Origin of the sequence: Variovorax sucrosi (assembly GCF_051216635.1) — a bacterium.
In the GTDB taxonomy this organism is placed as follows: domain Bacteria; phylum Pseudomonadota; class Gammaproteobacteria; order Burkholderiales; family Burkholderiaceae_C; genus Variovorax.
In genome coordinates this window covers 173,908-186,167 of the sequence record NZ_JBPJZU010000009.1, presented here as the reverse complement: position 1 = coordinate 186,167, position 12,260 = coordinate 173,908, and the positions used below count along the sequence as shown (strand labels likewise).

Below are 12,260 nucleotides of genomic sequence, written 5' to 3'. Positions count from 1 at the left end.
TCGTTCCTTGTTCTCAGAGCAGCACGCGGCGGAAGTCGGCGAGGACCTGGCCGAGATACGCATTGAAGCGTGCGGCCGAGGCTCCGTCGATCACGCGGTGGTCGTACGACAGCGACAGCGGCAGCGTGAGCTGCGGCACGAACTGCTTGCCGTCCCACACCGGCTTCATCGCGCTCTTCGACAGGCCGAGGATCGCGACTTCAGGCGCGTTGATGATGGGCGTGAAGTGCGTGCCACCGATGCCGCCGAGCGAGCTGATCGAGAAGCAGCCACCCTGCATGTCGGCGCCGCCGAGCTTGCCGTCGCGCGCCTTCTTGGCGAGCTCGCCCATCTCCTGACTGATCTGCAGGATGCCCTTCTTGTCGGCGTCTTTCAGCACCGGCACCACCAACCCGTTGGGCGTGTCCGCCGCGAAGCCGACGTTGTAGTACTGCTTGTAGACCAGGGTGTCGCCGTCGAGGCTGGCGTTGAACTCGGGGAATTTCTTCAGCGCCGCGACCACCGCCTTGATCACGAAGGCCAGCATCGTCACCTTGACGCCCGACTTCTCGTTCTCCTTGTTGGTCGCCACGCGGAAGGCTTCCAGCGCGGTGATGTCGGCCTCGTCGTTGTTCGTGACGTGCGGGATCATCACCCAGTTGCGGTGCAGGTTCGCGCCGCTGAGCTTCTTGATGCGCGACAGTTCCTTGCGCTCGACCGTGCCGAACTTCGCGAAGTCGACCTTGGGCCAGGGAATGAGGCCCAGCGCCGCGCCGTCGCCACCACCAGCCGGCGCCTTGGCGCCTGCAGCCTTGGTGCTGGCGACGCCGCTCATCACCGCCTTGGTGAACGCCTGGACGTCCTCCTGCGTGATGCGGCCCTTGAGCCCGGAGCCCTTGACCTCTTCCAGCGGCACACCCAGTTCGCGCGCGAACTTGCGCACCGACGGCGACGCGTGCGGCAGGCTGCCGCTCGGCGGCGTGGTGGTGTCGTGCGCAGCAGGCGCCGCGCTGGGCGCTGGCGCGCTGGCCGTGGCGGCTGCCGGTGCTGCCGCAGCGGACGCCGATGCAGGTGCCGGCGATGCGGCAGGCGCCGGTGCGGGTGCCGCGCCGGCCGTGCCTTCGAGCACCGCGATCAGATCACCGATGTTCACGACATCGCCGACCTTGACTTTCATTTCCTTCAGCGTGCCGGCCGCCGACGACGGAATCTCCATCGACGCCTTGTCCGATTCCACCGTGATCAGCGACTGCTCGACCTTGATCGCGTCGCCCGGCTTCACCAGCACTTCGATGACGGACACGTCCTTGAAGTCGCCGATGTCCGGCACCTTCACCTCGACCGGTCCGGCCGGCGCGGCGGCCGGCGCTGCCGCAGCGGGGGCCGGGGCGGCTGCCGACTGGGGCGCAGGCGCGGCAGCGGCGGGCGCCGCGGCCGGTGGCGCTGCGGCGGCGCCTTCGGCCTCCACCACGATCACGACCGAACCTTCCTTGACCTTGTCGCCCACCGCGACCTTGAGTTCCTTCACCACGCCGGCGGTCGACGACGGAATCTCCATCGACGCCTTGTCCGACTCCACCGTGATCAGCGACTGCTCGGCCTTCACCGTGTCGCCCACCTTCACCAGCACCTCGATCACCGCGACTTCGTCGAAATCGCCGATGTCCGGCACCTTCACTTCCACTGCTGCCATATCTCTGTCTCCCGCCCGTCGGGCGCGTCGGTTGTTCGGGTTGTGCTTTACGCGTAGAGCGGGTTGACCTTGTCGGCGTTGATGCCGTACTTCTTGATGGCTTCAGCGACCTTCGAGGCCGGCAGCGTGCCGTCTTCAGCCAATGCCTTGAGCGTGGCCACCACGATGAAGTGGCGGTTGATCTCGAAGTGCTCGCGCAGCTTGCTGCGGAAGTCGCTGCGGCCGAAGCCGTCGGTGCCCAGCACCTTGTAGGTCCGACCCTTCGGGATGAACGGGCGGATCTGCTCGGCGTAGGCCTTCATGTAGTCGGTCGAGGCAACCACTGGGCCGGTGCTGGCCGCCAGCTGCTGCGCCACGAAGGACACGCGCTGCGTCTCGGTCGGATGCAGCAGGTTCCAGCGGTCTGCGTCCTGGCCGTCGCGGGTGAGCTCGTTGAAGCTCGGGCAGCTCCACACCGCGGCACTCACGCCCCATTCCTTCTCGAGCAGTTCCTGCGCCGCGATGCTCTCGCGCAGAATGGTGCCGCTGCCGAGCAGCTGCACCGTCGGCGTTTCCTTGGCTCCCTTGGCCGGCTTGACCACCGGGCCCTGCTTGCACAGGTACATGCCCTTGAGGATCTGCTCCTCGGTGCCGGGCTGCAGGCCGGGCATCGCGTAGTTCTCGTTGAGCAGCGTAAGGTAGTAGTAGACGTTGTCCTGCTTCTCCACCATGCGCTTCAAGCCATGGTGCAGGATCACGCCGACCTCGTGCGCGAAGGTCGGGTCGTAGCTCACGCAGTTCGGGATGGTGTTGGCCAGGATGTGGCTGTGGCCGTCTTCGTGCTGCAGCCCTTCGCCGTTGAGCGTGGTGCGCCCCGACGTGCCGCCGAGCAGAAAGCCGCGCGCCTGCATGTCGCCAGCGGCCCAGGCCAGGTCGCCGATGCGCTGGAAGCCGAACATCGAGTAGTACACGTAGAACGGCACCATGATGCGGTTGTTCGTGCTGTACGACGTGGCCGCCGCGATCCAGCTCGACATGCCGCCGGCTTCGTTGATGCCTTCCTGCAGGATCTGACCGGCCTTGTCTTCCTTGTAGTACATGACCTGGTCCTTGTCGACCGGCGTGTACTGCTGCCCTGCAGGGTTGTAGATGCCGATCTGGCGGAACAGCCCTTCCATGCCGAAGGTGCGGGCTTCGTCGACCAGGATCGGCACGACGCGCGGGCCCAGCGCCTGGTCGCGCAGCAACTGCGTGAGGAAGCGAACGTAGGCCTGCGTGGTCGAGATCTCGCGGCCTTCGGCGGTCGGCTCGAGCACGGCCTTGAAGGTTTCCAGTGCCGGCACGGTGAAGCTCTCTTCGGCCTTCGTGCGACGGTGCGGCAAATAGCCGCCGAGGGCCTTGCGGCGCTCGTGCAGGTACTTCATCTCGGGCGTGTCGTCGGCCGGCTTGTAGAACGGGATGTCGGCGAGCTGGCTGTCGGGAATCGGGATGTTGAAGCGGTCGCGGAAGGCCTTGATGTCTTCGTCGCCCAGCTTCTTGGTCTGGTGGACGTTGTTCTTGCCTTCGCCGATCTTGCCCATGCCGAAGCCCTTGACGGTCTTCACGAGCAGCACGGTGGGCTGGCCTTCGTGCTTCTGCGCGGCGTGGAAGGCGGCGTACACCTTCTGCGAGTCATGGCCGCCGCGCTGCAGGCCCCAGATCTCGTCATCGCTCAGGTGCTCGACCATCTTCAGCGTGCGCGGGTCGCGGCCGAAGAAGTTCTTGCGGACGTAGGCGCCGTCGTTGGCCTTGAAGGACTGGTAGTCGCCGTCGTTGCACTCCATCATGATCTTGCGCAGCGCGCCGTCCTTGTCGGCGGCGAGCAGGGCGTCCCAGCCCTTGCCCCAGATCAGCTTGATGACGTTCCAGCCGGCGCCGCGGAACTCGCCTTCGAGCTCCTGGATGATCTTGCCGTTGCCGCGCACCGGGCCGTCAAGGCGCTGCAGGTTGCAGTTGATCACGAAGATCAGGTTGTCGAGCTTCTCGCGCGCGGCCAGGCCGATGGCGCCCAGCGATTCGACCTCGTCCATTTCGCCGTCGCCGCAGAACACCCACACCTTGCGGTTCTCGGTGTTGGCGATGCCACGGGCATGCAGGTATTTGAGGAAGCGGGCCTGGTAGATCGCCATCAGCGGGCCGAGGCCCATCGACACCGTCGGGAACTGCCAGAACTCGGGCATCAGCTTCGGGTGCGGGTAGCTGGAGAGGCCCTTGCCGTCGACTTCCTGGCGGAAGTTGAGCAATTGCTCTTCGCTCAGACGGCCTTCGAGGTAGGCACGAGCGTAGATGCCGGGCGACACGTGGCCCTGGATGTAGAGGCAGTCACCGCCGTGGCCTTCGCTCTCGGCGCGCCAGAAGTGGTTGAAGCCGGCGCCGAACATGCTGGCCAGCGAGGCGAAGGAACCGATGTGACCGCCGAGATCGCCGCCGTCGGCCGGATGCAGGCGGTTGGCCTTGACCACCATCGCCATCGCGTTCCAGCGCATGTAGGCGCGCAGGCGCTGTTCGATCTCGAGGTTGCCGGGGCTGCGCGCTTCGAGTTCGGGCTCGAGCGTGTTCACATAGCCGGTGTTGGCCGAGAACGGCAGGTCGACGCTGTTCTGGCGCGCGTGTTCGAGCAGTTGTTCGAGCAGGAAGTGCGCCCGTTCGGGGCCCTCGCTCTGGATGACGGCGGACAGCGCGTCCATCCATTCACGGGTTTCTTGCGCATCCGCGTCGTTCGCGGCCGAGCCGAAATGGTTCTCGGGATTTGCCGACATGCTTGTCTCCTTGAGGGCGTGGCTGTGGATTTGACTGGCGGGAAATGTCGCACAGAACAGGGTGAATTTCAAATGGTGTTTAACGTTTTCTTAATGTGAAAACACCCGCAGGCGATCCGGAGACGGAACCGCTGGATCGCAGTCTGAACCGTTTTCAAGACCGCTCGGCGTCGGGCGGGCTAGGGGTTCCCCTACACTCGGCCGATGCCCCTCTTCAGCCCGCTCGCCGCTGCCCGCAGCGCCGTGAAAGCCTCGCCGCTTTCCTGGTGGCGTCGCTGGTGGCGCCGCCAGACCCCGGTGCTGCAAGACACCGTGGCCATGCTCGTGCCGCTCGCCGCGGTGATGCTGTTCCTGGCGGCCATCGTGTCGGCGTTCTGGTACCTGCGTGCGGAAGAGATCGAGCGCGAACAGGAATCCGTCAAGCGCGATGTCGAGTACGCGCAGCAGCGGCTTCGGCTGCGGCTGCTCGAGCGGCAGGAACAACTGATGCGCCTGGCGCGCGACGCCTCCAACCGCGAAATCGATGCCACCGAATTCGGCAGCCGGGCCGAGTCCCTGGTGAGCCAATACCCGGAACTGCAGGCGGTCAGCTGGATCGACGATCGTCGGCGCTTCAAGGCCAACTACGCCGCACCGAGCGTGCACCCCGCGCAGCAGCATGTCCTGGAAGAAGTGCTGCGCCCCGGGGACATCGAAAGCAACTACGCCCTGGCCCGCGAGCTGCGCCAGCCCGTGTTTTCCCAGCCGGTCACCGGCGGCGATCCGGTCCCGATGCTCCAGCTGCACATTCCGCTGTTCGACCAGGGCCTGTTCGCCGGCGTGGTGCTGGGCGAATTCTCGATCGACAGCCTGCTGCGCTATGGCGTGCCGCCGGAAGTCAGCGCCCGGTACGCCGTCGCCCTGCTGGACGCCAAAGACGGCCTGCTGGCCGGCAACACGGTGAATCCGCGAGCCGAGGGCACCCGGTTGCTGCCCTGGGTCGAGCACACCAACGAGTACGAAGTGCCGGTCTCGCCGATCGGCAACGCGGTGGTGCTGCGCGCGCAGGCTTACCGCACCTCGCCGGGTCTGGTGGGCAACGGCCTGTTCTGGCTGGTGGGGGCGCTGAGCGTTCTGACCGCCTGGATGCTGATCGGCACCTATCGCCATACGCGACGGCGGCTGCAGGCGCAGCAGGCACTGATCGCCGAAACCAATTTCCGCCGCGCGATGGAAAACTCGATGCTCACCGGCATGCGGGTGCTCGACCTCGAGGGCCGGATCACCTACGTCAACGCGGCCTTCTGTGCGATGACCGGCTGGAGTGAATCCGAACTGGTCGGCCAGAAACCGCCCTTTCCCTACTGGCTGGAATCCGACCGCGAGGTGATGAACGAGCGGCTCGAAGAAGAACTGCATGGCCGCGCCCTCCCTGGCGGCTTCCAGGTGCGGGTCAAGCGCAAGAACGGCAGCGTCTTCAACGCACGGCTCTACGTGTCGCCGTTGATCGATGCCCGCGGCCACCAGACCGGCTGGATGACCTCGATGACCGATATCACCGAGCCCACGCGCATCCGCGAACAGCTGTCCGCCTCGTACGAGCGTTTCACCACCGTGCTCGAAGCGCTGGACGCGGCGGTCTCCGTCGCCCCGATCGGCAGCGAGGAGCTGCTGTTCGCGAACAAGCTCTACCGCCTCTGGTTCGGCTCCGACACGGTCGGCCACCTTGGCATGGTGGCGCAGGCCGGCGTGCCGGCGTCGGCCGCGCACGACGACGCGCTGGACGACGTCGACCCGTTCGCCGGCCTGCCGATCGACACGCTCACGGCCGCCCAGCCGGCGAACAACGAGATCTTCGTGCCCGAGCTCGGCAAGTGGCTCGAAGTGCGCTCGCGCTACCTCACCTGGGTCGACGGTCGGCTCGCGCAACTGGTGATCGCGACCGACATCACGCCGCGCCGCGATGCGGAGGAACAGGCCGCTGCCCAGGCCGATCGGGCGCAGGCCGCCAGCCGGCTGATCACCATGGGAGAGATGGCCTCCAGCGTGGCGCACGAACTGAACCAGCCACTGACCGCCATCACCAACTACTGCAACGGCATGATGTCCCGCATCAAGGGGCAGCAGATCGACTCCGACGCCCTGCTCGCCGCGCTGGAGAAGACCGCCAAGCAGGCCCAGCGTGCCGGGCAGATCATCCAGCGCATCCGCTCCTTCGTGAAGCGCAGCGAGCCGAACCGCACGCCCGCCGAGGTGGCGACCATGGTGAGCGAGGCGGTGGAGCTGGCCGGCATCGAGTTGCGCCGGCGCAACGTGCGCCTCAACCACTACGTGGCAGCGCGCCTGCCGATCGTTCGGGTCGACCCCATCCTGATCGAGCAGGTGATGGTCAACCTGCTCAAGAACGCCGCCGAGTCGATCGATCTGGCCGGCCGGCCGCTGGCGCGTCGCAGCGTCGAGCTGCGGGTGCTGCCGAAGGTGATCGACAACCAGCCGGCCATCGAATTCTCGGTGCAGGACACCGGCATGGGCCTGGCCCCGGAAGTCATGGATCGGCTCTACGAGGCCTTCTTCTCGACCAAGGCCGAAGGCATGGGCATCGGCCTGAACCTCTGCCGCACCATCGTCGAGTCGCACCGCGGCCGCATGCAGGCGGAGAACATCTACAATGGCCCGGACGTGGTCGGATGCCGTTTTTCCTTCTGGATTCCGGTGATGGACGCTAGCAGTTCCGTAGCAAACGACGAGGCAAAGGTACCCGCATGAGCTTGATTCCGAAGAAGGGCACGGTCTATGTCGTCGACGATGACGAAGCCGTACGTGACTCGCTGCAATGGCTGCTCGAAGGCAAGGACTACCGGGTTCGCTGCTTCGACTCCGCCGAATCCTTTCTCTCCCGCTACGACCCCCGCGAGGTGGCCTGCCTGATCGTCGACATCCGCATGGGCGGCATGTCGGGCATCGAGTTGCAAGACCGGCTGATCGAACGCCGTTCGCCGCTGCCCATCGTGGTCATCACCGGCCACGGCGACGTGCCGATGGCGGTGGACTCGATGAAGAAGGGCGCGATGGACTTCATCCAGAAGCCCTTCAACGACGAAGAACTCGTGACGCTGGTCGAGCGCATGCTCGAGCACGCGCGCGGCGCTTTCGCCCAGCACCAGCAGTCGGCCAGCCGCGACGCGCTGCTGTCCAAGCTCACCGGCCGCGAAGCGCAGGTGCTCGAGCGCATCGTCGCCGGACGGCTGAACAAGCAGATCGCCGACGACCTGGGCATCAGCATCAAGACGGTGGAGGCGCACCGCGCCAACATCATGGAAAAGCTCAACGCGAACACCGTCGCCGACCTGCTGAAGATCGCGCTGGGCCAGGCCCAGCCGACCGCCAAGGCCTCCTGACGCTATCGGCGAGATAGCCACAAAGTCCCCCGACGCCTGCGCAAGCGGGCGTTTCTACTTGGAAAATCGAAAAACGATGACAGCCCAACTGATCGACGGCAACGCCCTCTCCCGCACCCTGCGCGCCGACGTGGCCGCCCGCGCCGCCGCCCTCAAGGCCCGCGGCGTGACACCCGGCCTGGCCGTGGTGCTGGTCGGCGAGAACCCCGCCAGCCAGGTCTATGTGCGCAACAAGGTGAAGGCCTGCGAAGACAACGGCCTGCATTCGGTGCTCGAGAAGTACCCGGCCGACCTGAGCGAGGCCGACCTGCTGGCCCGCGTCGACGCCCTCAACAACGACCCGGCCATTCACGGCATCCTGGTGCAACTGCCGCTGCCGGCGCACATCGATGCGCAGAAGGTCATCGAAGCCATCTCGCCCGAGAAGGACGTCGACGGCTTCCATGTCGCCAGCGCCGGCGCGCTGATGACCGGCGCGCCCGGCTTCTGGCCCTGCACGCCCTACGGCTGCATGAAGATGCTCGAATCGATCGGCTACGAACTGCGCGGCAAGCACGCCGTGGTCATCGGCCGCAGCAACATCGTCGGCAAGCCGATGGCGCTGATGCTGCTGGCGAAGAACGCGACCGTCACCATTTGCCACAGCGCCACGCCCGACCTGGGCGCCATGACCCGCCAGGCCGACGTGGTCGTCGCCGCCGTCGGCAAGCGCAACGTGCTCACCGCCGACATGGTGAAGCCGGGCGCGGTCGTCATCGACGTGGGCATGAACCGGACCGACGAAGGCAAGCTCTGCGGCGACGTCGACTTCGACGGCGTGAAGGAAGTCGCCGGGTGGATCACGCCGGTGCCCGGCGGCGTCGGCCCCATGACCATCACCATGCTGCTCGTCAATACGCTCGAAGCGGCCGAACGCAGCGCCTCGGCTTGAACTTCTTCCCTTTCGACGCCACCTACACCGCATGACCAATCCACTCCTCGACTTCACCGATCTCCCGCTGTTCGACCAGATCAAGCCGGAGCATGTCGCGCCGGCCGTCGACACCCTGCTGGCCGACGCCGAGACGGCGCTGCAGACCGTCACCGCGCCGGACTTTCCGGCGGACTGGATCGCGATCTCGAAGGTACTGGACGTGTCTTCCGAGCGCTTCAGTCGGGCCTGGGGCGCGGTCGGCCATCTGAACGCCGTGGCCGACACGCCCGAGCTACGCGCGGCCTACAACGACGCCATGCCGCGCGTCACCGCCTTCTGGACCCGCCTGGGTTCCGACGAGCGGCTGTACGCCAAGTACAAAGCGATCGATCCCGCGACGCTGAACACCGAACAGAAGCAGGCGCACCGCAATGCGATCCGAAACTTCGTGTTGGGTGGTGCCGAGTTGCAGGGCGCCGCCAAAGAACGCTTCGCCGTCATCCAGGAACGTCAGGCCGAGCTGAGCCAGAAGTTCAGCGAGAACGCCCTCGATGCCACCGATGCCTTCGCCTACTACGCCGAGGCCAGCGAACTCGAAGGCCTGCCGGAAGACGTGGTCGGCGCGGCGCGTGCCGGTGCAGAAGCCGATGGCAAGCCGGGCTACAAGCTCACCCTGAAGATGCCGTGCTACCTGCCGGTCATGCAGTTCGCCAAGAACAGCGCGCTGCGCGAGACGCTCTACCGCGCCTACGTGACCCGCGCCAGCGAGTTGGGCGACCCGACCTTTGACAACACCGTGCTCATCACCGAGATCCTGGCGCTGCGCCAGGAAGAGGCGAAGCTGCTCGGCCATCGCAACTTCGGTGAACTGTCGGTCGTGCCGAAGATGGCCGATTCGCCGGAGCAGGTCGTGAAGTTCCTGCGCGACCTCGGCACGCGCGCCAAGCCCTTCGGCGAGCGCGACCTGGCCGACCTGCGCGCCTTCGCCGCCGAGCAGCTCGGCATGACCGATCCGCAGCCGTGGGACTGGACCTTCGTCGGCGAGAAGCTGAAGGAAGCGCGCTACGCCTTCAGCGAGCAGGACGTGAAGCAGTACTTCCCGGCGCCCAAGGTGATGGCCGGCCTCTTCAAGATCGTCGAGACCCTGTTCGAAGTAACCATCCGCCGCGACTTCGCGCCGGTGTGGCACCCGACGGTCGAGTTCTACCGCATCGAGCGCGGCGACCAGCGCGTGGGCCAGTTCTACCTCGACCCGTCGGCCCGTGCCGCCAAGCGCGGCGGCGCCTGGATGGACGACGTCCGCGCCCGCTGGCTGCGCCCGGACACCGGCACGCTGCAAACGCCGGTCGCGCAGTTGGTGTGCAACTTCGCCGAAGGCGTCGACGGCAAGCCGCCGCTGCTCACGCACGACGACGTGACCACGCTCTTCCACGAGTTCGGCCACGGCCTGCACCACATGCTCACGCAGATCAACGAGCGCGACGTGTCCGGCATCAGCGGCGTCGAGTGGGACGCGGTCGAGCTGCCCAGCCAGTTCATGGAGAACTTCTGCTGGGAATGGGACGTGCTGCAGCACATGACCGCGCACGTCGACACCGGCCTGCCGCTGCCGCGCGCGCTGTTCGACAAGATGACGGCCGCCAAGAATTTCCAGAGCGGTCTGCAGACGCTGCGCCAGATCGAGTTCTCGCTGTTCGACATGCTGCTGCACACCGAGTTCGATGCCGCAGAGGCGAAGCCAGGCGGCGTGATGGCGCTGCTGGGCCAAGTGCGTGCCGAAGTGGCGGTGATGCCATCGCCCGCGTTCAGCCGCACGCCCAACACCTTCAGCCACATCTTCTCGGGCGGCTACGCGGCCGGCTACTACAGCTACAAGTGGGCCGAGGTGCTGAGCGCCGACGCCTATGCCGCCTTCGAGGAAACCGCGCAGCCGAACGGCGAGCCGAGCATAGAGACGGGCCGCAAGTACCGCCAGGCCATTCTCGAAGCCGGTGGCAGCCGCACGGCCATGGAGTCGTTCAAGGCCTTCCGCGGCCGCGAGCCGCAGCTCGATGCGCTGCTGCGCCACCAGGGCATGGCCGAGGCGCAGCCGGCCTGAGATACTCGGGCGCAACGCCGCCCGACGACCTCACGGAGCCCCGATGCCACGCCATGCCCGCCCTTCCCTCCTGTTGCTGCTGACCCTCGCCCTTGCGGCGAGCGCCGCTTCCGCGCAACAGGTCTATCGCTCGGTCGACAAGAACGGGAAGGCGATCTTTTCCGACCAACCACCGGCGGCGAATGCCCAGCCCGCAGCGCCGCGCGGTGGCGTGTCGACGGTCGAGGGTGGCGGCACGATCGGCGGCCTGCCCTACGAACTCCAGCAAGTGGTGCAGCGCTACCCGGTCACCCTCTACACCCGTGAGGACTGCGCGCCCTGCGATACCGGCCGCGCGCTGCTGAATACGCGTGGCGTGCCCTTCAGCGAACGCCAGGTGAAGACGCCGCAGGACGCCGAAGCGCTCCAGCGGCTCAGCGGGGAGAGTTCGCTGCCGCTGCTCACCATCGGGACGCAGCAGCTCAAGGGATTCGCGGACAGCACCTGGTCGCAGTACCTCGATGCGGCGGGCTATCCGAAGAGCGTTCGGCTGCCGGCCGGCTACCGCAACCCGCCGGCCCAGCCGATGGTGGCGCAGCAGGCAGCACCCTCGGCGCCTGCGGCTGCGGCTGCTGCAACGACCAGCCCGACGCCGGCGATCCCACCGCCGGCCCCGCGGTCGCCGAGCAACCCGACCGGCATCCAGTTCTGAGGGCCGGCGTTCCTGCGCGCGCTCAGGGGTAGCGCAGCGTCTCGACGCCGCCGGGCGTCCCGAGCAAACAGACGGTGGCGCGCTGGTGCGCGAACACGCCGACGGTCACCACGCCTGGCCACTGGTTGACCTCCGACTCGAAGCCCAACGGGTCCGTGATGCGCAGCGCGCTCACATCGACGATGTGCTGCCCGTTGTCGGTCACCAGGGGCACGCCATCCTTCTCACGCACCTGCGCCATGCCCCCCATGCGCTCGAACTGCCGCATGATGCGGCGCGCTGCCATGGGAACGACCTCGACCGGCAGCGGAAAACCGCCGAGCACGTCAACGCGCTTGGACGCATCCGCGATGCACACGAAAGAACGCGACTGGGCGGCCACGATCTTCTCGCGGGTGAGTGCGGCACCACCGCCCTTGATCATGAAGCCGCGGCCGTCGATCTCGTCCGCGCCGTCGATGTAGACAGCCAGCTCATCGACCGCATTGCTGTCGAACACCTCGATGCCCAGCGCGCGCAGGCGCTCGGTCGACGCCACCGAGCTCGACACCGCGCCACGGATGCGGTCCTTCATCGTGGCCAGCGCTTCGATGAACTTGTTGACGGTGGAGCCGGTGCCGACACCGACGATCTCGCCCTCCACCACATAGGCCAGCGCAGCGCGGCCGACCTGGGCCTTGAGTTCGTCCTGAGTGATCGGGGCAGAGGAGGAAGCGGTCATCGCGGAGAATC

General features: G+C 66.7%; 8 protein-coding genes. 5 read left to right on the top strand and 3 right to left on the bottom strand.

All coding sequences use genetic code 11. The features are described 5' to 3' along the window. Window positions 1-13: 13 nt before the first annotated feature. Window positions 14-1,672 (bottom strand): dihydrolipoyllysine-residue acetyltransferase, encoded by a 1,659-nt coding sequence (gene aceF / locus ACSFBE_RS18605; RefSeq protein WP_435491891.1) that lies wholly within the window; start codon window positions 1,670-1,672, stop codon window positions 14-16. Between the two features lie 47 nt (window positions 1,673-1,719). Further along, a complete protein-coding gene (gene aceE, locus ACSFBE_RS18600; RefSeq protein WP_435491890.1) occupies window positions 1,720-4,449 on the bottom strand; it encodes a pyruvate dehydrogenase (acetyl-transferring), homodimeric type in 2,730 nt (909 codons plus the stop codon). A 204-nt stretch (window positions 4,450-4,653) separates the two neighbouring features. Here aceE and ACSFBE_RS18595 point away from each other — a divergent pair, with 204 nt between their 5' ends. The 5 genes from ACSFBE_RS18595 to ACSFBE_RS18575 all read left to right on the top strand — a co-directional run bounded on the left by ACSFBE_RS18595 (window position 4,654) and on the right by ACSFBE_RS18575 (window position 11,528). Next, a complete protein-coding gene (locus ACSFBE_RS18595) occupies window positions 4,654-7,194 on the top strand; it encodes a PAS domain-containing sensor histidine kinase (protein WP_435491889.1) in 2,541 nt (846 codons plus the stop codon). Further along, entirely contained in the window at window positions 7,191-7,826 is a 636-nt protein-coding gene (locus tag ACSFBE_RS18590) for a response regulator transcription factor (protein WP_140842251.1), read from the top strand. Before ACSFBE_RS18595 ends, ACSFBE_RS18590 begins: the two co-directional genes overlap by 4 nt. A gap of 76 nt (window positions 7,827-7,902) precedes the next feature. After that, window positions 7,903-8,757 carry a bifunctional methylenetetrahydrofolate dehydrogenase/methenyltetrahydrofolate cyclohydrolase FolD gene (gene folD, locus ACSFBE_RS18585; RefSeq protein WP_435491888.1) on the top strand — a complete coding sequence of 285 codons (855 nt, stop codon included), beginning with the start codon at window positions 7,903-7,905 and terminating at the stop codon, window positions 8,755-8,757. Window positions 8,758-8,788: 31 nt separating this feature from the next. Beyond that, the gene (locus tag ACSFBE_RS18580; protein WP_435491887.1) at window positions 8,789-10,837 is read left to right on the top strand and encodes a M3 family metallopeptidase; all 2,049 of its coding nucleotides are present in this window, start codon (window positions 8,789-8,791) and stop codon (window positions 10,835-10,837) included. Between the two features lie 43 nt (window positions 10,838-10,880). After that, on the top strand, window positions 10,881-11,528 hold the full coding sequence (locus ACSFBE_RS18575; protein WP_435491886.1) for a glutaredoxin family protein: 648 nt from the start codon (window positions 10,881-10,883) through the stop codon (window positions 11,526-11,528). Between the two features lie 22 nt (window positions 11,529-11,550). On the opposite strand, the gene rpiA is transcribed toward ACSFBE_RS18575, so the two are convergent. Beyond that, on the bottom strand, window positions 11,551-12,249 hold the full coding sequence (gene rpiA / locus ACSFBE_RS18570) for a ribose-5-phosphate isomerase RpiA (RefSeq protein WP_435491885.1): 699 nt from the start codon (window positions 12,247-12,249) through the stop codon (window positions 11,551-11,553). Window positions 12,250-12,260: the final 11 nt, after the last annotated feature.

What these genes read in the sequence shown, in the direction of transcription:
- aceF (WP_435491891.1), bottom strand. Translation starts at nt 1,672, where the DNA reads ATGGCAGCAGTGGAAGTGAAGGTGCCGGACATCGGCGATTTCGACGAA.
- aceE (WP_435491890.1), bottom strand. Translation starts at nt 4,449, where the DNA reads ATGTCGGCAAATCCCGAGAACCATTTCGGCTCGGCCGCGAACGACGCG.
- ACSFBE_RS18595 (WP_435491889.1), top strand. Translation starts at nt 4,654, where the DNA reads ATGCCCCTCTTCAGCCCGCTCGCCGCTGCCCGCAGCGCCGTGAAAGCC.
- ACSFBE_RS18590 (WP_140842251.1), top strand. Translation starts at nt 7,191, where the DNA reads ATGAGCTTGATTCCGAAGAAGGGCACGGTCTATGTCGTCGACGATGAC.
- folD (WP_435491888.1), top strand. Translation starts at nt 7,903, where the DNA reads ATGACAGCCCAACTGATCGACGGCAACGCCCTCTCCCGCACCCTGCGC.
- ACSFBE_RS18580 (WP_435491887.1), top strand. Translation starts at nt 8,789, where the DNA reads ATGACCAATCCACTCCTCGACTTCACCGATCTCCCGCTGTTCGACCAG.
- ACSFBE_RS18575 (WP_435491886.1), top strand. Translation starts at nt 10,881, where the DNA reads ATGCCACGCCATGCCCGCCCTTCCCTCCTGTTGCTGCTGACCCTCGCC.
- rpiA (WP_435491885.1), bottom strand. Translation starts at nt 12,249, where the DNA reads ATGACCGCTTCCTCCTCTGCCCCGATCACTCAGGACGAACTCAAGGCC.